General features: G+C 36.3%; 15 protein-coding genes. 9 read left to right on the plus strand and 6 right to left on the minus strand.

Going from position 1 to position 21,043, the window contains the following annotated elements:
* Positions 1 to 529 precede the first annotated feature (529 nt).
* The 4 genes from PY093_RS19670 to PY093_RS19685 form a co-directional block, all read right to left on the minus strand.
* Positions 530 to 1,813 carry an IS110 family RNA-guided transposase gene (locus PY093_RS19670; protein WP_275645258.1) on the minus strand — a complete coding sequence of 428 codons (1,284 nt, stop codon included), beginning with the start codon at positions 1,811 to 1,813 and terminating at the stop codon, positions 530 to 532.
* 151 nt (positions 1,814 to 1,964) lie between these two features.
* Entirely contained in the window at positions 1,965 to 3,293 is a 1,329-nt protein-coding gene (locus tag PY093_RS19675; protein WP_275647489.1) for a (Fe-S)-binding protein, read from the minus strand.
* Positions 3,290 to 4,702, minus strand: coding sequence for a glycolate oxidase subunit GlcD (gene glcD, locus PY093_RS19680; protein ID WP_275647490.1), 1,413 nt, complete (start codon positions 4,700 to 4,702; stop codon positions 3,290 to 3,292). The genes PY093_RS19675 and glcD overlap by 4 nt, the downstream gene beginning before the upstream one ends.
* Positions 4,703 to 4,792: 90 nt before the next feature.
* Positions 4,793 to 5,923, minus strand: a complete 1,131-nt coding sequence (locus tag PY093_RS19685; protein ID WP_275647491.1) for a CdaR family transcriptional regulator — start codon at positions 5,921 to 5,923, stop codon at positions 4,793 to 4,795.
* A gap of 229 nt (positions 5,924 to 6,152) precedes the next feature.
* On the opposite strand from PY093_RS19685, the gene PY093_RS19690 reads away from it, so the two are divergent.
* Positions 6,153 to 7,502 carry a TrkH family potassium uptake protein gene (locus PY093_RS19690; RefSeq protein ID WP_275647492.1) on the plus strand — a complete coding sequence of 450 codons (1,350 nt, stop codon included), beginning with the start codon at positions 6,153 to 6,155 and terminating at the stop codon, positions 7,500 to 7,502.
* A gap of 310 nt (positions 7,503 to 7,812) precedes the next feature.
* Positions 7,813 to 9,066, plus strand: a complete 1,254-nt coding sequence (bcbE, locus tag PY093_RS19695) for a bacillibactin exporter BcbE (protein WP_481769330.1) — start codon at positions 7,813 to 7,815, stop codon at positions 9,064 to 9,066.
* 98 nt (positions 9,067 to 9,164) lie between these two features.
* Here bcbE and PY093_RS19700 read toward each other — a convergent pair whose 3' ends face one another.
* Positions 9,165 to 9,521: a DUF3905 domain-containing protein gene (locus PY093_RS19700; RefSeq protein WP_275647507.1), complete on the minus strand. Its 357-nt coding sequence runs from the start codon at positions 9,519 to 9,521 to the stop codon at positions 9,165 to 9,167.
* A 415-nt stretch (positions 9,522 to 9,936) separates the two neighbouring features.
* Between PY093_RS19700 and PY093_RS19705 the strand changes: the two genes are divergently transcribed.
* Together PY093_RS19705 and PY093_RS19710 are read left to right on the plus strand one after the other, a co-directional pair.
* Positions 9,937 to 10,092, plus strand: a complete 156-nt coding sequence (locus tag PY093_RS19705; RefSeq protein ID WP_275647494.1) for a hypothetical protein — start codon at positions 9,937 to 9,939, stop codon at positions 10,090 to 10,092.
* Between the two features lie 3 nt (positions 10,093 to 10,095).
* On the plus strand, positions 10,096 to 10,281 hold the full coding sequence (locus tag PY093_RS19710; protein ID WP_275647508.1) for a hypothetical protein: 186 nt from the start codon (positions 10,096 to 10,098) through the stop codon (positions 10,279 to 10,281).
* Between the two features lie 187 nt (positions 10,282 to 10,468).
* Here PY093_RS19710 and PY093_RS19715 read toward each other — a convergent pair whose 3' ends face one another.
* Positions 10,469 to 12,220, minus strand: a complete 1,752-nt coding sequence (locus PY093_RS19715) for a B12-binding domain-containing radical SAM protein (protein WP_275647495.1) — start codon at positions 12,218 to 12,220, stop codon at positions 10,469 to 10,471.
* Positions 12,221 to 12,541: 321 nt separating this feature from the next.
* Between PY093_RS19715 and PY093_RS19720 the strand changes: the two genes are divergently transcribed.
* The 5 genes from PY093_RS19720 to PY093_RS19740 all read left to right on the plus strand — a co-directional run bounded on the left by PY093_RS19720 (position 12,542) and on the right by PY093_RS19740 (position 21,043).
* Positions 12,542 to 13,066 (plus strand): CBO0543 family protein, encoded by a 525-nt coding sequence (locus tag PY093_RS19720; RefSeq protein WP_275647496.1) that lies wholly within the window; start codon positions 12,542 to 12,544, stop codon positions 13,064 to 13,066.
* Positions 13,067 to 13,339: 273 nt separating this feature from the next.
* Positions 13,340 to 14,353 (plus strand): 2-oxoacid:acceptor oxidoreductase family protein, encoded by a 1,014-nt coding sequence (locus tag PY093_RS19725; protein ID WP_275647497.1) that lies wholly within the window; start codon positions 13,340 to 13,342, stop codon positions 14,351 to 14,353.
* Positions 14,353 to 16,647, plus strand: coding sequence for a thiamine pyrophosphate-dependent enzyme (locus PY093_RS19730; RefSeq protein WP_275647498.1), 2,295 nt, complete (start codon positions 14,353 to 14,355; stop codon positions 16,645 to 16,647). Before PY093_RS19725 ends, PY093_RS19730 begins: the two co-directional genes overlap by 1 nt.
* A 262-nt stretch (positions 16,648 to 16,909) precedes the next feature.
* Positions 16,910 to 18,694, plus strand: a complete 1,785-nt coding sequence (locus tag PY093_RS19735) for a methyl-accepting chemotaxis protein (RefSeq protein WP_275647499.1) — start codon at positions 16,910 to 16,912, stop codon at positions 18,692 to 18,694.
* Positions 18,695 to 18,844: 150 nt separating this feature from the next.
* Positions 18,845 to 21,043 (plus strand): PAS domain-containing sensor histidine kinase, encoded by a 2,199-nt coding sequence (locus PY093_RS19740; protein ID WP_275647500.1) that lies wholly within the window; start codon positions 18,845 to 18,847, stop codon positions 21,041 to 21,043.

A 21,043-nucleotide genomic window follows, 5' to 3' on the forward strand; every position in this document is an offset into this window, starting at 1 on the left:
TTTTATACTCCCTCATTAAAGTAAGGTTTTTCTCTTGTTTTCTCTGTTTTTCTCAGTATTTCAAATTTCAATAAGACTGCACTTTAATGGACTAACAGAACTTTATTTGTATTTTAGAGGAGGAGGACATAGTTAAATAAACCCTCTTCTTCTATTTTTTTACAAAAAAGGATAATATCTAGAAATATGGTCGCTATTGGATCCCACAATGTTCATGGCGGCACACCCTCCCATTTCTCACGGCGTCATATGAAAAATATGCGCATACATTCCTTCGTTCTGCCTATCCATGAAGTGGGGTCGGCGATGCTTTCTTGCGGGGTCATTGCCCAATAGTATAAATGCTTGCCGACTGCTCCTAGCTTCTGTTGTAAGTCTTCTTCAAATTGAAACAACTTTAAAATACTTCGACTACTAAGTGAATAAAAAATGAGAATTAAATATTGTCATCGATACTACTGTTTATGTTATATAAATCTTCGACTATTTTCTGCACCTAACTTCTTTTTGATCACTTTACCCTATCCTTTTAAGCAGCTTCTTGCATACTAAAATGAGGAATATCTTGTAACATTTTAGCTGGTTCAAACTCAATTTGTTTCTTTCCAATCGTAAATAAAATACGAATTAATTTACAACATATAGCGATGATAGACTGCTTCTTTTTTAATGGATTTTCATTTCGTGTAATAAAGTACTGATGTAGTGCCTTAAATGCAGGATTTTGAGCTACAAGAGGCAACACGACTTTAAACAATAGTGCCCTTAATTTAGGACGCCCTCGTTTAGTAATAATTGTTTGCCCTTTCCACTTTCCTGATGTAGCTAGTTTTAAGTTTAATCCTGCTAACTTAACAATTTGGTCGGGATGTGAGTACTTTTGTAAATCACCGACTTCTGCAAAAAAGGAGGCTACTGTAACTTGTCCAATACCTTTAATATCTCCCATCTCTCTCGCCCCTGGAACATCTTGTATGATGTTCTCTACTTCACTCCAGACGCTCTCTAATTGTTCTGAAAGAAGATCGTATTGGTCTAGTAAGCTTTTTAATTTTAACCTAGCTAGACTTCGCCCCTCTTTAATGCCTACTGAACGAAGGGCAACGTTTTTCAACTGAACAACCTTCTTTATTCCCACACCTTTTTTAACTTCTTTACGAATTTCAGCTAGAATTTCCAAGTCTTCACGCTCTAATAACTCATCAGGAAAAAGTCCCATTCTTAGAACTTGTAGAGAAGCTTTTCCATCCCACTTCCCAAAGACCGTTAAATATTCAGGAAAGAAACGGTCGAGCCATTGGTGAACTATATTTTTCACAGCTGTTAGGTCCTGTACCAATTGGTTATATAGGTTCATACCTTCACGTAAATCCGAGTATATACCTTCCGGTAAATTGGGCTCCGAATATCTTCCGCCCTCAATAAGTCTAGAGATAACTCTAGCATCCTTGAAATCATTCTTAGTAGGAGAATTGTCATCTAACTCCTTTGTTTGCTTAACATGAGCTGGATTAACTACAACCACCTTTTTTCCTTTTTCTTTTAGCCAATAAGCCAACGGAAGCCAATAATGTCCAGTAGGTTCCATCCCAATGATGACATCTTCCTTAGACTGTTTAGCTTTGATTTGATTTAACCAGTTTATGAAACCTTCAAAACCCTCATATGTGTTTAAAAATGTATGAGCTTTTCCAAATTGTATACCTCTATAATCTTGTGCTCTTGCGACATGCTTATGTTTAGCAATGTCAACCCCTATAATTAAGGTTTTTTCTGTAAGTTGCAGAATCTTGTCATTTTGTTTATACTTCATTTTATGTCCTCCTTTGGTTATTAAATGTCCTTTGCGCTGATCAGCTTGGACACTTTGTATCATACCAAGGAGGCTTATTTTATTCAAATCTCATTTTGCTTTAATACAGGAATGCTTTCTTATCTTTTAAAAAAAAGGATAGAAACAATCTCTATCCTCTATCTCCAACTGCTTCTAGTAATAAATCCACGATATGAACGGCACGCATTTTATCACTCAAACCTTCACGTTCAATCCCTAATTTCATTTGAAGCAAACAGCCCGGATTTGCAGTTACGATTGTCTTTGCTTCGGTTGACTTCACATGAGTCATTTTATAATCTAGAATTTTCATTGACATCTCAGACTCAACAATATTATATATCCCTGCTGATCCACAGCATCGGTCTGCTTCCTTCATTTCGCAATACTCTATTCCTTGTATTGATTGTAAAAGGATCCGCGGTTCGGAAGCTGTTTTCATGACATTTCGTAAATGACATGAATCTTGATAGGTAATAATTTGCTTAGGGAGGTTTAAGTTTCTTTTATGGAATTCTAAATCGACTAAAATGGCAGATATGTCTTTAATTTTACTGACAAATTTCTTAGCTCGCTCAGACCAACTTGGATCATTTTTAAGTAAATGATCATACTCAATTAAAAATGCCCCACAACCACCTGCATTGGTGATGATAAAGTCTACTTCCAATTTTTCAAATGCTTCAATATTTCGTTTAGCGAGGTCTTTTGCTGCATCTTTCTCACCACTATGTCCATGAAGAGCACCACAACAGGTTTGAGAGGATGGTATTACAATTTCACAACCTGCCTTTTGTAATAACTTCATTGTTGCATCATTTGTTTGCATAAACATCGTATCCATTAAACAGCCAGAAAAAAACGCAACTTTCTTTTTTACTGTTCCTTCCGATGACAAATACTTAGGTCGATTTTTCATGTCCTTTAATGTTGGTACCCTAGGAAGAACCTTTTCCATTGTTGTAAGAGAACTAGGAAAAAGCTTCATAACTCCACTAAAGTGAACCATTTTTTGTAGGCCTGTACGTTGGTACATTCCTAGTAAACTAGTAAGAGTACGCATTCTATTTGGATGAGGAAATAGTTCCTCGAATACTACCTTTCTAACTGTTCGAACAGGTAATGAATGCTTTTTATTTTGATTGATAATATCACGTGCTTCTTCTAGCAGATGACCGTATTTTACACCGGATGGGCAAACGGGCTCACAGGCACGGCAGCCTAGGCACATATTTAACGATCGTTCGACATCTTCGTCAGGTTCGATTAAACCATCTACTACAGCTTTCATAACTGCAATTCTACCGCGTGGGGAATGTGTTTCTTGGTATCCTGAATCAATATAAGTTGGGCAGGTAGGTAAACAAAAGCCACAGCGCATGCAATTTAATAATTCATCTTGATCCATTCGTTTTTGAAACTGCTCTTGAATCATTTGTTGTTCTTTGACCGTTGTCATTTCGTAACCACCACACGTTTTCTGCTATCCTTTGCAAATACTTTTCCAGGATTCATAATGTTATTAGGGTCTAATGAATCTTTTATTGATTTCATCGCCGCAATACCTGCAGCACCTAATTTCATTTCTAAATAGGGTGCTTTCATAACTCCAACTCCGTGTTCACCAGTAATTGTTCCACCTAGTTCTATTGCTTTTTCAAATATCTCTTCAAAAGCTTTTTCGACTCGTTTCATTTCATCATGATTACGAATATCTGTTAAGCAGGTTGGGTGAAGATTGCCATCACCAGCATGGCCAAATGTACAAATACGAAGATCATATTTTTCGGCTATTTCATTTATTGCTTTTACCATTTTTGCAATCTCAGAACGAGGGACTGTTGCATCCTCTAATATTATTGTAGGCTTTAGTCTAGCAAGGGCAGATAAAGCAGCCCGGCGAGCGGTTCTAAGTGCCTCCGCTTCTTCCTCTGATTTTGCTATTTGAACTGAAACGGCCTCTTCTTGCTGACATATTGCAGCGATTCTCTTAATATCACGCTCAACGACTTCTCGTGCTCCGTCTTGTTCAATTAATAGAACTGCTTTTACATCAGTTGGTAGACCGATTTGGGCGTGTGCTTCAACAACCTCTAGAGTAGGCTGATCTAAAAATTCTAATGTGGCTGGAATGATTTTATGAGCGATGATTTTAGAGACTGTTCTTGCAGCAGCATCAATGTCTTGATATAAAGCCAACAACGTTTTTTTCGATTCAGGTAGTGGGATAAGCTTTAATGTAGCTTCTGTGATGATTCCAAGCGTTCCTTCAGAACCTACCAGAAGTCTCGTTAAGTCATAGCCCGCCACATCCTTTGCAAGCTTACCACCAGTTCGAATAACATCACCGTTTGCAAGAACGATTTCAAGGCCAATGACATAGTCCCTTGTTACACCATACTTCAGACCACGAAGACCGCCTGAGTTTTCATTAATATTTCCACCGATAGTAGAAATCTTCATAGAGCTCGGATCAGGTGGATAAAATAGACCTTTTTCCTCCACTGCAGTAATCATGTCCAAGGTAATGATTCCAGGTTGAACTGTAATAGTAAGATTATTTTCATCAATTTCGAGAATGTTCTTCATATGTTTGAATAAAAGTACAATTCCCCCTTCAGTTGGGCAAGTGCCTGCACAAAGGTTCGTTCCAGAACCCCGTGGTACAATAGGTATCTTATACTCATTACATATCTTGACGACCTTAGAGATCTCCTCCGTGTTACGTGGAGCAATAACAGCATCGGGTAAGGATTGAAACTGAGGTGTCGCGTCATAGGAATACACAAGCCGACCTACCTTAGAGTCATCAATATTTTCAGCCCCTACAATTGCAATTAACTTTTCTTTTATTTCCTTTGTAAACATCGCTTTATCCCCCTATATATTTAGAGAAAATGATCTTCCTCTAATCATAAAAAAAAGCGGAATGATCCGCTATAGTTTTACATACAAAAATTAACCGTTTACATCATATTTTATTAGAGATTCATCTAATAATTGAAGAGCCAAATAAATTGTGACCGTGTCGCGAAAATCTCTAGGGTTTAGTCCTGTTACGTCTTCAATTCTCTTTAACCGATAATGTAGGGTATTTACATGGATATGTAGTGCCTCTGAGGTTTTTTTAAATGACTGATTATGTTTAAAAAACGTTCGTAATGTTTCAATTAGCTCTTGCTCATCACTAAGCCCACCAATTACACGCTTTACAAATTCACTGCGAGTCTTGGCGCCTATTCCTTGTAATATCATTTCGAGCTTTAAATCTTCATCAAAAACAATTGAATGTGTTAGTTTAGCAACAGCCAATGCACGTTGAGCTTGTTCAAAAGAAGCTCGAACAAGGTTTGGTGCAACAACTTGACCAATTCCAAACGACAATGTATCGTGTAAATCATTTTCAAGGCGTTCTTTTAATCGTTCAAACTGATAATAAATATTCGGCTTTTTTTGATCTTGCTCAATTGCTCTTAAAATCAAAAATCGATCATTTCCCCATCTCACGATTACATCAGATTTAGTATGGTTTACATACTTTTTTTTCAGGTAGTTCCATGTGTTTGAGTGTAAATCATTAGTGTTGCTAATACTTCCGATGATGACTTGTCTGTGTATGGTAAGATCAATATCAAGGAGTTTCCCACGGTCATAAAACGTTTCAGGCCATTCCTTCAGTTGTATCCAATCAAACACGAATGCTTCTAACACTCTTGAATCGAGTTCTAATTGTTGGGCATAATAGCTTTCTTGGATGAGTAACTCTGTCATTTTTTTTAAAATTTCTCCATATGGTGAAACCTTATCGGGTTCACCAGTTATTCCGATCACGCCAATTACTTCATTTTGAAAAAAGACTGGCAAATTAATACCGGCTTTAACACCTTTAAGCTGTGTCTCCTCATTTTTCGTTATGATACGTTTTGTACGTTCTTGACATGTTAAAAGAGCGCCTTCATGAAAGGTATCAATTCGATTTTTATCAGTACTTGCAATAATCGTTCCACTTACATCGACAACAATAATATCCTCATCAAGTAGTCTACGGACTTCAGATACTATTTTTTTTGCTAAGGAAGGTAGCAGCATAAGATAACCTCCAGTTATATAGATAATTCAAGTGTAGCATTTTTTCCCACTCTGGATACACTTACAATAGAGAGTTGTAAATATTAATGAACAAAAGCGCAGGGCGCCTGGAGCTAGACAAAAAAACTAGTGCTGCTCCTTAAGATTAGAGTAATGAACTCTGTACTAACAAAGTAATCTTTGTGTTATAGTATTTAGATAGAAAATGTATTAGTTAGGAATGAAAATAATGTGGAGTAAATTTATAAAGTTTCTTAATAAACTGACCCCTGCGCAGTTAATTGTTATCTTCTATTTTATCGCAGTTTCTGTTTCGGTGGGGCTAATCAGCTTACCGATTGCTCATAAACCAGGGATCGAATTATCATTTATAGATGCACTATTCACTGCTGCTAGTGCTGTAAGTGTAACTGGGTTAAGCTCTGTATCAATTGCTGAAACCTTTAGTGTGCAAGGTTATTTTATACTTGCATTCGTGCTTCAATTTGGTGGTATTGGGATCATGACGCTTGGAACATTTATTTGGCTTGTAATGGGTCGGAAAATCGGGTTAAGAGAGCGAAGATTAATTCAGATAGACCAAAATCAATCCCACTTATCTGGGTTGGTTAATTTATTAAAACAAATTATTATTATTATCCTACTGATTGAAGCAATCGGTACATTAATATTAGGTACATATTTTATAAAGTATTACCCTACATGGGATGAAGCATTTTTACACGGATTTTTCGCATCGGTTAGTGCAACGACAAACGGTGGTTTTGATATTACGGGTGCTTCGATGATTCCATTTGCAAATGATTACTTTGTTCAATTTATCATGATGATATTAATTACATTAGGCGCAATTGGATTTCCAGTGTTAATTGAGGTAAAGGATTTTCTCATTCATAGAAAGGGAAGGTATCGCTTTTCATTATTCACAAAGCTAACTACCATTACCTTTTTAGGTTTAATTGTAGGTGGGACAATCCTAATACTTATTTTAGAATTTAACTACTTCTTTAAGGGTCGACCATGGCATGAAACATTTTTCTATGCACTGTTTCAATCAGTAACAACAAGAAGTGGTGGGTTAGCCACAATGGATGTTAGTCAATTTACGGTTCCAACCATATTAGTTATTTCTGGCTTAATGTTTATTGGTGCATCACCTAGTTCAGTAGGTGGGGGCATAAGGACAACTACATTTGCGCTCAACCTCTTGTTTTTATTTCATTATGCTAGAGGAAAAAAATCAATTAGGCTATTTAGACGTGAACTTCATGAAGAAGACATCATAAAATCATTGGTCGTAACAATGATGGCGTTTATATTATGTTCGGTCTCAACCATCATTTTATCCATAACTGAAAAACACACCCTTTTAGAAATTATTTTTGAAGTGAGTTCGGCGTTTGGAACAACAGGATTATCAATGGGAATCACGTCAGAGCTTAGTAACATTGGTAAGATTATTATTATTACACTAATGTTTATTGGAAGAATTGGTATTTTGACATTCTTATTTTTACTTGGTAAAAAATCTGTTGATGCGAATTATCATTATCCTAAAGAGCGGGTTATCATCGGTTAAAACTCATGCTTCGACAAAGTTTTTTTTATGATCCAAAAATTGGACGTACAGCAATTTAATGACCGTGAAATTGCTACTGCTTATTTCTTAACACTTAAGCGAGCTGGCCGTGAATGCTCACAACCAGAAGTTCATTTTTAGAAGATGCTTTCCAAATGAGCTCACATCACGCATTTGAAGTATGGCAATGGATGAAAAGAATGTAGTTAAAGTAGGAGATTGCAAATATTGTAACAAAACAACCTTAGACATAAAATGAACGAATTAGACAAATAGTAATGGAAGCAGTGTATTAGTTATAAAGGAAGGAATGAAAATGGAATATACAAAGGATTTATCCTATAACAAACAAGTAGCCAATAAAAAGAAACATAACGGAAAACGTTGGGCAATAGTGTCTGTTGCATCGATTCCATTAGTTATGACCTTAGGAAACTCTATGTTAATTCCAGTGCTACCACTATTCGAGAAAAAGTTAGGCATTTCTACCTTTCAGTCAAGCATGATTATTACTGTGTATTCTATTGTTGCGATATTTCTCATTCCGGTCGCAGGATATCTCTCAGATAAAATTGGAAGAAAAAAGGTAATCATTCCAAGCCTAATAATAGCTGGTATAGGAGGACTTATTGCAGGCTGGGGTTCATGGATGGCAGATAGTCCATATGTCTATATATTGATTGGAAGAATATTTCAAGGAATTGGTGCTGCAGGAGCTGCCCCGATAGTAATGCCGCTTGTTGGTGATATGTTTCGTGATGAAGAAGAAGTTAGTAGTTCTTTAGGAGTTATTGAAACATCCAACACATTAGGGAAAGTGTTGAGTCCAATATTGGGTGCTTTTTTAGCAAGCATTTTGTGGTTTTCACCGTTTTTTGCCTTTCCAATATTTTGTATTATTTCCATCGCACTAATGATTTTTCTAGTGAAAACACCTGAATCTAAAAACGCACCAGTTCCATTTAAAGAATTTTTTTATGCAATTCGTGAAATTTTTCACAGTAAAGGCCGATGGATATATGCCATCTTTGCGATCGGTTGTATTTTAATGTTTGTGTTATTTGGTGTATTGTTTTATTTATCAAGTATGTTAGAGGATAAGCATGGAATTCATGGGTTAAAAAAAGGTTTAGTGTTGGCGATTCCATTAGCATCGCTTTGTTTGGCATCCTATTTTACAGGGAAAAAAATCAGCAAGAATAAAGTGCTTATGAAATGGATTACGTTTTCAGGACTAATGTTATTATCTCTTGCTATTTTTATTATCAGTTTCTCACAAAATATTTGGTTCTTGTTGACTGCCTTTTTCTTTTCTGGTCTAGGTATTGGAGTAGCTTTGCCATGCCTAGATGCATTTTTAACAGAAGGAATAGAAAAGGAACAGCGTGGAACAATCACTTCAATCTATAGTTCGATGAGGTTTGTAGGTGTAGCGCTTGGACCTCCGGTGTTTGCCATTTTGATGAAAACATCACACCAAGTTATGTTCTATAGCACAACGGCGTTATGTGTTATTGCGGGGATTGTCACATTATTTGCGATAACTCCTAAACAAACTTCATGAGTAAAAATAAAAATGAAGAGGGCTAACCCCTCTTCATTTTTATGTGAATTAACGAAATTATAAAGTGGTATAGCTCCAGGCGCCCTGCGCTTTTCTTATTAATCCTGACCATAGCCAACATCTTTAGCAGGGTGCATGAAAGGTACTCCTTGAGGCGGTTTTTTACTTTCTAGTAGTTCACGATTTTCACTCGTATTCCAGCCTATGTCATTTGTAGGATGTACCCATTCATCTCCAGCCATCACTTCAGGGTCTATCTCGTCACTCCAATTATTTAAAGGTGAGTTAGGTGAATCATAGAAGCTATCTCCAATTACCACCCCATGTTCATTGGTAAATGGCTCTTGCATCTTGATTCCAGTCCCTTTAAATGTGGGTGAACTGATTTGATGTGGTTGTGTCTCGTCTAATATGGGAGAACCAAGGTCCTTTTGTTGCTTTTTCTTTTTTGCCAGACTAAACACCTCTTTCCTTTAGGATTTAGTTTTAGTATGGGCAGAGGCGAAAAATATATGAGTAAGCTTTCACACTCTACTTTATGTGAAACTAACTAAACAAAGCAGAGCACTAAAAAATACTTCCAATTAATACCACTTATCAAAATAAAGTCTGAAGCGAAAAATATACGTACACCACAAAGAAAGGTAAGGATTTGATAGACCAACAAGAACAATTTCCAGTCGCGCATTTGTCATCTGAACAATTAACAAAAATTAAAACTATGGATAGGAATTACGTTCTTCTACCGGCGAAGAGATTGTCTTAATTGCCTATACAAACGATGAAGAATAAGGATGTTTATTGATTTAGTTTCAATTAAAAATGGACAAACTAAAGTAGAACAATATTAAAATTTAGGGGGAAAGGTACATGAAACGAAAAGTAGCAAGGGATGCAGCAAGGAAATCAGCTTTCACACCTACTGAAAGTCTACCTGATACTGAGTTTTCAGCAGAAGCTACACATGAAAATCCAGCAAAGGGTGCAATTCGGAATTCAAAAAAAGGCAATAGTACAGGAGAGTAAAACATGAGAAAAGAAGTGAAAAAAAAGCAGCATGCAGGAGATAAAAACCATGTGATGTCAAAGGATTTGTTAAAAGAAGAATTTGGTCATGAGATGGGGGATCCCAACGCTTCTAAGGCATACGAACTTTTAGCAGATACTAATAGAAAAGACAAAGATACTAAAAAGACAACTGAAAAAGAGGAATAATCCTAAATTTTTTTTGTGTAAAGCTCCGTTCTCCATCGGCTCTATGGTATAAGCAATCCGTCTGGAAGGTCAAAGAACAACCTTCCAGACGGATTTTCTTATGCTTGACTGCACAGGATGTGCTGATGTCGATGTTCGCCACAGGACGTGGCGGGTTTTAATCGACGCGCCGATAGGCGGGCTATTTTCACACCGTTTGTGAAAGCGAGGTAAATACTTCTGCACGGTGATTAAATGGGTCAAAATAGACTAGCATGATTGATTCTCCAGTAAGGATTTCACCAGTCTTTTTATAATGCGCTAAATCAAACGGTATTGTTTCAAGCACGGTATGCTTGTATAAGTCTTTTTCTGATAATTTTAATTGATTAAATGCCCCGCCAAGTAGTAAGGGATTTTCTTGAATTTGATTATAATAGGTTGTTCGCATTTCCTTCGTCATCATATCTGTCCACCAAGGTTTACGTGGCTTATATTTATGATTTTGAAGATAATCATACTTCATAAAGCCTTCAATGATTGAGAGTTCTTTTATTTCAATGGCTGCTAAAAATGCTTGAAGTCTCTTAAATAAATCTTCTAACTGATGACCGATTCTTGACCAGCCCTGCTCTTCCCAAAACGCTCCAAACTGTTGGAAGAAGTCAAAGGGTGTTTCAAATACATGGTTAACTAGATATTCAATCGTTGCATCCGTTCTATGGTCATTCCAATACTTTTCAAGAACGTCTTCTACCTGTTTAATCCTAATAATATCATCAAATGACAAGATATTATTGGATAGGATTTCATATGGTGAGTGATCCATATAGACATAACCATGATCGGCTGACCGAAGTCGTAAGCCAGTTCCACGAAGCATTTTTAAAAATCCAAGCTGAAGCTCTTCAGGACGCATCTCAAATACATCATTGAAGGTTTTGCGAAATGAGTTATAATCCTCTTCTGGAAGTCCAGCGATTAAGTCAAGATGTTGATCAATTTTCCCGCCTTCTTTAACCAGAGTGACAGTTCGGGTCAGCTTATTGAAATTTTGTTTACGCATAACAAGCTCATTTGTAGCGTCATTTGTAGATTGAACGCCTATTTCAAATCGGAATAAGCCTGCAGGTGCATTGTTATTTAGAAATTCAATAACCTCAGGTCTCATAATATCAGCAGTAATCTCAAATTGAAAAACAGTTCCAGGTTTATGTTCATCAATTAAAAATTGGAACATTTCCATTGCATAGCTTCTACTTATATTAAAGGTTCGGTCCACAAATTTGATCGTTTTCGCACCATTTTCCATTAAATAACGGATATCATCTTTTACCTTTTCGCGGTCAAAATAACGTACACCTACTTCAATTGATGACAAGCAGAATTGACAGCTAAACGGACAGCCTCTACTTGTTTCGATATAGGTTACACGCTTTGAGAGTTGGTGGATATCTTCTTGAAAGCGAAAAGGTGACGGAAGCTCCTTTAAGTCTAGCTTGTTTCGTTGTGGTCTAATCACAAACTCTGTGTTATCACGAAAAGCTATCCCTGAAATTCCATCATAATTAGCTTGATCTCGTATTTGAAGCAATAACTGCTTGAAGGTCTCCTCACCTTCACCAATAACAATAAAATCTACCTCAGGTATACGTTCTAACCATTCCCGCACATCATATGTTACTTCAGGTCCACCTATTACGATGGTTAATTTTGGATCAATTTTCTTTAGCATTTTAATGACTTTAATGGTTTCTTCGATATTCCATATATAGCAACTAAACCCTAGGACCTCAGGTTTCTTACTGTATATGTCAGAGACGATGTTCATGATGGGGTCCTTAATAGTGTATTCCGCAAGTTCAATATCAAACTCAGGTGCAGCATAGGCTTTTAAAAAACGTATCGACAAACTTGTATGAATATATTTGGCATTTAATGTACTTACTACTATTTTCATTGTAGTTTCCTCATTTCTACTCATGTAACATACTTCATAGTATAGGAAGTATCCTCACATTAATACTTACAAAAACATGGACAACATATTATTCTATCATATTTTAGCCAAATTATCAGGGAACGTAAACGTAAAATCATTAGAATATATGGTGATGAGGAAAAACTAGCTGGTGATAGCGGATGATTTTGGATATGGGTTTGGAATTAAATGGTTACTAAACGAACAAGGGGTCATGAGCTGCTTGTTTTTTGCGCAAGATTACATATATATCCCAATATTTTACATACTAAGATTAGGACAGAACGCGGGGGATGGCACATGATGCATATTGGTTTTATGGTTATTATTTTAATCATCACTTGGTGGAAGGCAGATTGGCGGAATTGGGGTAAGTATCATCCAACGCTACTTTATGTGGCATCAAGTGATCTTTTGTATAACTATTTGTGTACTAAACATTTATTATGGACTTACAAACCGGATGTGATACTTACTCACAACAGTGTAGATTTGGTGTACACTTTCATCATTCTTCCTGCAATTTCATTACTCTTTTTAACAAATTATCCAAATGGATTTAGAAATAGTCGTCATATCAGATATATTACGGTATGGGTTTTGGCTTCTTTAGCTGTGGAAAAAATAATTATTATGGCTGGATACCTTCAATTTAATAATGGCTGGAAATTTTGGATGGAGATTCCGTTTTATTATACGATGTATAGTTTGATTCGCCTTCACCAGACAAGGCCATTGCTAACATATGCATTGTCCATTATGATCATTATTTTCCTTATCAATGCCTTTGATGTCCCATTTACAACACCGATTGAAAAGCGCTAGAGAAGGATGTGTAGGCGTCGTTTAGTTAGTAACAGCCATGTTATCTGTTACATCACAAAAAATAAGTCTGTTATATAATAAAGCAACCGCTTCCAAATTACTAATACTAATAAAAAAATCCAAAAAAAATTAGGTGTATTACAAAAAAACTATATGATGTTTGATATTTATCACATCTTTAAAAATGATTTTTTAATAAAATAGTAAATGGGGATTTAACCCGTCCAACCTTTCAATTGGATAAGCTACATAAAAAGTAATGGGGGGATAATATTGTCGATATTACCTAAAAAGAGTAATCTCGGTTTCTTTGAAATTAGACTGGAGTCCATTGGTGGACTCGGAGCCAACCTAGCAGGGAAAATGCTTGCAGAAGCAGGAGTGTTAGGGCTTGGTTTAAATGGCTCGAATTTTTCATCATATGGATCAGAAAAGAAAGGGTCGCCTGTAAAAAGCTTTGTTCGTTATTGTGACAGTGACACTGAAATTCGTGATCATAGCCCAATTGAGCAACCACATGTTATCGGTGTTTTTCATGAGGCGCTTTATAAAACGGTTGACGTTGTAAGTGGACTTGATCAAGACGGTGTTGTCCTTGTGAATTCAGTACGAGACTTTGATTCGATTAAAAACGATTTGAAATTGAAATATGGAACCTTAGCGATTGTCGATGCACTGGGGATTGCATTGGAAGAAAAGACAAAGGTTAATACCGCAATGCTAGGGGCTCTTTTTAGAATATGTGATTTTTTAGATCCAGATATTATGAGAGATGTCATTCGAAAAACTTTTCAACATAAATATCCACATTTAGTTGAATCAAATATTCGTACATTTAATCGTGGCTATGAGGAAGTGAAGTTTAAACAGTACGAGACTCCTGCAGATGCAATGAAAAAACAATTTGTTCGTACGACTCCGCTCCTAGGCTATGAAACTGGGGATATAGGTGGAGTAATAACTGCAAATGCGAATAGTATTTTCAAAGATTTAAGTGGATCTCGCCAAGGATTTTTGCCTAGTTTTGAAATGGAGAAATGTATCAATTGTGCAGCATGTGACACGGTTTGCCCTGATCTTTGTTTTGTATGGGAAGAAGGCTGGGACAAACGTGGTCGAAAGCAGATGTTCTTAAGAGGAATTGATTATCAGTATTGTAAAGGATGCTTAAAATGTGTGGAAGCATGTCCAACAGATGCACTTATGGATATGAGAGAAGTTCTTGGTTATGCCGAAAACAATAGAGTTCCTCAGAAATTTCCATTACTTATCGGAGGTGTGAATTAATGGCTACTTTAGAAGAAGAAATAACGCAAACAACTCAAGCCCAACAAGTGACAACCTTTGAATCTGGTAATGAAATGGCAGCTATGGCCGCTGCTCAAATAAATTATCACTTGATGGGGTATTTCCCAATCACTCCTTCAACAGAGGTCGCACAATATTTGGATCAAATGAAAACACGTGGTGAACATGATATTCAACTAATTGCAGCAGATGGGGAACATGGCTCTGCAGGGATCTGTTACGGAGCAGCAGTAACGGGCGCCAGGGTTTTCAATGCAACTAGTGCAAATGGTCTTATGTATATGCTAGAACAGTTACCAGTTCAATCGGGTACAAGATTTCCAATGGTTATGAATTTAGTTACTCGTTCAATTAGTGGACCGCTTGATATTCGAGGTGATCATTCTGATTTATACTTTGCCTTAAATACAGGGTGGATCATCCTACTGGCAAGTACCCCACAAGCTGTTTACGACATGAACATAATGGCCTTGAAAATAGCTGAGGACTCAGAGGTTAGACTGCCAGTCATTGTTGCTTATGATGGCTTTTTTACATCACATCAAAAGAGAAAAGTAAACTATTTTAAGGATCGCAAAATCGTTCAAGATTTTGTTGGTGAATGTCCAACAGATTATCCACAGGCTCGTGATCCTAAGAAGCCAGTTACAATTGGGGCACATATGAATGGCGATGACTTAATTAATAATAACTATCAGCAATCTCAAGCTTTATACGCAGCGGGAGATGTTTTTGAAAGAGTATCTGCTGAATATACAAAGCTATCTGGGCGTGACTATCCGGTACTAGATTTATATAAAATGGAAGATGCAGAAGTTGCATTGTTTCTACTAAACTCAGCCGGGGAATCTGCAAAGGATGTAGTAGATACATTACGTAAAAAAGGAATAAAAGCGGGTGTTATTAGTCCAAATATCATCCGTCCTTTTCCATCTGAGCAAATTCGAACTGCACTAAAAAATGTGAAGGTATTATTAATAGGTGAACGTGCTGATTCCTACGGTGCAAACGGTCCAAATATGACACACGAGGTTAAATCGGCACTACAAGAAGATAAAGAAAACAATACGATTGTTTTAAGCCGAGTATTTGGGGTTGGTGGAAAAGACTTTTATGCAGACGATGCTGCTGCATTCTTTGATATGGCGATTGAAGCAATGAATGAAGGATATGCTAAAAAGCCGTTTGACTATTATGGAATTGTCGCTGGTAATGAAGAAAATAAATTAAAACCAGTGATTGAACCAATGCACGGGGAATCCTTTAATTCAGGACTAATTGAAGTAATAGAAGACCCACAGACAAATAAATTAAAAGTGAAAATCCCGCCAATACGAGCTCTGACAACAAAACCGAAACGAATTGCTTCAGGTCATGGTGCTTGTCCTGGTTGTGGGATATTCCCAGGCTTAGAATTATTTTTTAAAGGAATAGAAGGCGATATCGTTGTCTTATTCCAAACAGGCTGTGCCTATGTGACAACAACCTCTTATCCGCATAGCTCACATAAGCAAACAATGATTCATAATCTGTTTCAAAATGGAGCTGCAACATTATCAGGGACAGCAGAAGCATTTTTTGAATTGAAGCGTCGCGGGGAAATTGAAGTTTCTGATGATGTCACTTTTGTCATGATAACTGGTGACGGTGGTATGGATATAGGAATGGGATCTGCAATTGGAACCGCACTCCGAAATCATAAACTTATTATGTTAGAATACGATAATGAGGGGTATATGAACACAGGCTCTCAAATGTCTTACTCAACACCTATGGGTCATATGACTAGTACCTCTGGAGTTGGAAAAACACAAAAAGGTAAAGCGTTTCATCATAAGGATACACCGCAAATAATGGCATCTACAAACATTCCATATGTGTTTACGGGTACTGAAAGCTATCCACAGGATTTAATTAAAAAAGCAGCGAAAGCACAGTGGTATGCCGGGAATGTAGGAACGGTGTATGGTAAATTATTAATTACTTGTCCACTTAATTGGAAATCAGATGATCGTTATGGAGAAACAATTGTTAAGGCAGCGGTTGATTCCTGCTTCTTCCCGTTATATGAAATCGAACGCGGAGAAACAAAGATTACCTATAATCCAGAGGACAAAGATAAACGAGTACCACTTAGCGAATGGTTAAAATATATGGGAAAAACAAAGCATTTGTTAATAGAGGAAAATAAAGACATGCTTGAAGAATTTGAACAAGAAGTTGAACGAAGATGGCTGCGCTTGAAGGCTCGCCACGAAAATCCATATCTATAAGGGAAACTAAATCAGTGTGGGTTTTACTGCCCCTTAATATGGGATAAATATAGAAGAAAGCCATACAAAGTATAATTCATTGTATGGCTTTTTGGCATTCGAAATTAATGGCCCTAAAGTGCTGAATAGATCTGCAGAAAATATAAAACGTTAAATTAACTTAATTTATTGGAATTTTCGACAATTTACTCTATAATTAGGTAAATTAATTATTAGATAATTGGTTATTTTCTGTATAGATAGATAAAAGGGGGAATATTGAGTGATAAAAGGAAAGAAAAAAAATGATAACAAGAAAGAAAACCCACTGCTTCAAAGTCCGCAAAAAAGTAAACTGCTAAAGTCGGTAAGGTGGCAAAACTTAAGGTTAGGACAGAAATATGGACTTGCTTTTGCTATAACCCTCGTTTCATTCTGCATATCAGCAGTGGTAATTTTTACTCAATTATCTGCAGTAAATAACAAGATGATAGAAGTAGAAAAGAGTGGAGACAACTCAGTCGCTATTACGGAAATGGCGACAGTGTTTCAACAGCTTGGAAGTGAAATAAGTATGTATATTGAAAATAGCAATATAAAACATATGAATTCTTTTCAAAAATTAACGGAAGATTTCACTGTTCTTGAAGCACAAATACGACCGTCTTTACTAAAACCTGAGCACAAACAAGTATTTAACAAAGTTGTAGATAGTGAGAGAGAGCTGATCCAGTTATTTGCTGAAAAGGTCATTCCAGCTGTTAAGGCTCAACAAAAGCTCAGTTCTACAGAAGCGAGTAAAGCTGCTGACGAGTTGATACAAAATACCGTTTCAATGCTTACTGAGCTTAGAAGCGAATTGAAGACTGCTAGTAAGGCTGCTGTTGATTCTGCGAGTACTAATCTGAAGTCTACAATTATTGTTCTAATAGGTTCCATCATCGTGTCTGCGGCTGTTGGAATAATAAGCATAGTAATAATTGGCCGTATCGTTAAAAAGAAATTTGATAGATTAATTACAATCTCACATTCGATTGCAAGCGGGAACTTAAATGTTACTGCTTTTGAGCAGGAAAGCGATGATGAGATTGGTGTGTTGAGTAAGTCAATTAATAAGATGAGAGAAAGCTTACAGATGATGATTCAAGAGATCTCGGCAGTATCTTCTCATGTAACAGACAAGAGCACTGAACTAACCGGAACATCAACTGAGGTCAAAGCAGCCAGTCAGCAAGTTGCCTCAACCATGCAGGAATTATCCACAGGTGCAGAAGAACAAGCACATTCATCTACTGTCCTTGCACGGATGATGGAGGATTATGTAGTGAAAATTAACACGGCTAACGATACAGGGATCCGGGTAAGACAATCCTCAGATGAAGTATTGGCATTAACCCAAAAGGGGAACATGGCTATGAATGAATCAACCATTCAAATGAATAAAATCAATAATGTTATGGAGCTTTCTGTAAGTAAGGTAAAAGGTCTTGACGAACAAACAAAACAAATTTCAACATTAGTCCAAGTAATCCGAGAAATCGCTGATCAAACAAATCTCCTAGCTTTAAATGCAGCCATCGAAGCTGCAAGAGCCGGTGAACATGGGAAAGGCTTTGCTGTCGTTGCAGATGAAGTAAGAAAGCTTGCCGAGGGGGTTTCGCATTCAGTAAAAGATATAAGGAATATTGTTTTAAGTATTCAAAAGGAATCAAATGATGTAGCTGAATCCTTATTACTAGGATATAAACAAGTTGAGGAAGGCACCAAACAAATAGAAAACACAGGACAAACATTTAAAGATATTAATACTGCTGTAACAAATATGTCCGAGAATATTGAAGATATAACAAGTAGTCTTGTCGAAATTGCAGAAAATACAGTAACAATGAATAACGCGGTTGAAAACATTGCAGCTGTTTCAGAACAGTCAGCAACAGGTGTTGAGCAAACTTCTGCTTCTGTTCAGGAAACGAATAGTTCAATGGAGCTTATTGCAGACAGTGCAGAATCATTATCTGATCTTGCAGCACAATTAAATAAAATGATAGGCAAGTTTACACTTAAGTAACCGCAAAAACCAGTATTTATAAAGTACTGGTTTATTGAATATCCAAGCACAATTCACTTCCTTTATGTTTCATTTGCGTTTTGTGGAAGGAATATGTCGAACGATGGAGAATCTTTTGAAATAACGATATTTGTTAGGAGGCTCGTCCGCTTGGAAATCGAAGCTACAGATTTTGAAATTCAGAGGTTAAAAGATAGGATTCAAGCATTGGAAACAGAAAACGAATTATTCCGCCAAGAAAGAAATAAATTAAAGGTAATTTTTGATAGAGCACTAGATGCGATAGTCGTATTTGATAAAGATGCAAATTTTAAAGATGTTAATGAAGCGGCCTGTGCGATGTTTGAGCTTTCAAAGGAAGAATTAGTAACTCGTAATATTCGTGACTTTCTAATTCTTGTTGACGAATGTACTATTGCAAATCAACTGAAATCCCTCGAGGTAAATGGTTCTTTGAGCGAAGAGTTAATTGTTACATTAGATAATGGAAAAGTAAAAATCATCGAATTTGACGCCAAAAGGCATGTCTTTGAGAACGGCTTTGATTTATCAATAATGAGAGATGTGACGTCAAAGAAGGCACTTGAAAAAGAAGGGCTTGTAAATGAACAAATGTTTAAAGATGTATTTAATCGTTCTCCTGACGGAATTATTTTAATTGATGAATTAGGAAATTTTATTGATGTTAATCCATCATTTTGTAAAAGCTTAGTAATGGAGAAATGCGACTTAATAAACTATTCTTTAGAACAATTAATTGATCCTTCATGTGGGTATAAAATTAACAAACTAAAACACCTACTACAAAAGAATGGAAGGGCACAAGGGGACCTGCCAATTATTACAAAAGATGGACGTAAGAAAATATTTGAATTTACCGCTACAGCAAATACGTATAATAATCTGTATATGTGTATTTTAAGAGATAATACCGAAAAACGAATGATGGAAGAAGAGCTAAGGAAAAGTGAAGAACGATTCCGGGATATGTTTGAATATGCGCTAGATGCAATTATAATTTGGGATGATGACCACAACATTATGAGAGCCAATGGATCGTCAAGTAGAACGTTTGAACTTTCTGTAGAGGAATTGCTTACCCATAATTTAATGGATTTTATAAAAAATAACCAGGATGCTCAGTCCATCTATGATGAGTTATATGAACAAGGACAAATAAGAGCTGAACTTCCATTTTATATGCCAAATGGTGAAGTAAAACATTTAGAATTCACCTCGAAAAAGCATGTTATCGATGGCTATAATATGACTGCTTATCGAAATGTAACAGAACGAAAAAGGATGGAAAAAGAGCTGCGTGAAAGTGAGCTAAAGTTTCGAAAAATATTTGATACAGTTATGGATGGAATTGTTCTTTTAAATGATAATTATAAAATTATTGCAATAAATCCAGTGGCTGCAACTATCCTTGAGGTTTGTGAAGTATCATGTATTGGTAAAAAGCTTACTGAAATTATTATTACTAAAGATAGTAAAATGGCTGAAGGTTTGTTTAATAATCAAATGCAACAGCGTGGTGAAAAAATATTTGTCTTGTACAATGGGACTGAAAAAATATTGGAATTTGCGTGTAGAAAACAGATCATTCCAAATGTCCATATGGCGCTTTTCCGTGATGTGACTGAGAAAAAAGAATTGGAGGAGAGACTGCGAAAGTCTGACACTTTATCGGTGGTTGGTGAACTTGCCGCCGGAATCGCTCATGAAATACGAAATCCAATGACCGCATTAAAAGGATTCATTCATTTACTTCAAGGAAGTGTAAAGGAAGACTTCTCAATGTACTTTGATGTTATAACAACGGAATTAAAAAGAATAGAAATGATTATTACTGAATTTTTAATTCTAGCAAAACCACAGGCCTTAAGCTACCAAAGTAAAGATATTACAAAAGTAATGACAGATACAATCGATTTGTTGAAGCCGCAAGCCATTCTAAATAATGTACAAATCATATCTAAATTAGATGAAAAATTACCATATTTATATTGTGAACCCAATCAATTAAAACAGGTTTTTATTAATATTATAAAAAATTCTATTGAGGCAATGCCAAAAGGTGGAACCATTTTTGTAAGAATACATCAAGATGAAGACCAAATCATTGTGTCAATTAGGGATGAAGGCTGTGGAATTCCAAAAGATAAGCTTAAGAAACTAGGTGAGCCTTTTTACACGACAAAGGATCGTGGTACTGGACTTGGGTTAATGGTTAGCTATAAAATAATTGAAGAACATAAGGGTTCAATAAAAGTAACTAGTAAAATCGGTGTTGGTTCGGTGTTTCATATAACTTTACCAATTGAAACAAACATGAGAGAGGTTTAA

Source organism: Cytobacillus sp. S13-E01 (genome assembly GCF_029193815.1).
Taxonomy (GTDB): domain Bacteria; phylum Bacillota; class Bacilli; order Bacillales; family Bacillaceae_L; genus Bacillus_BV.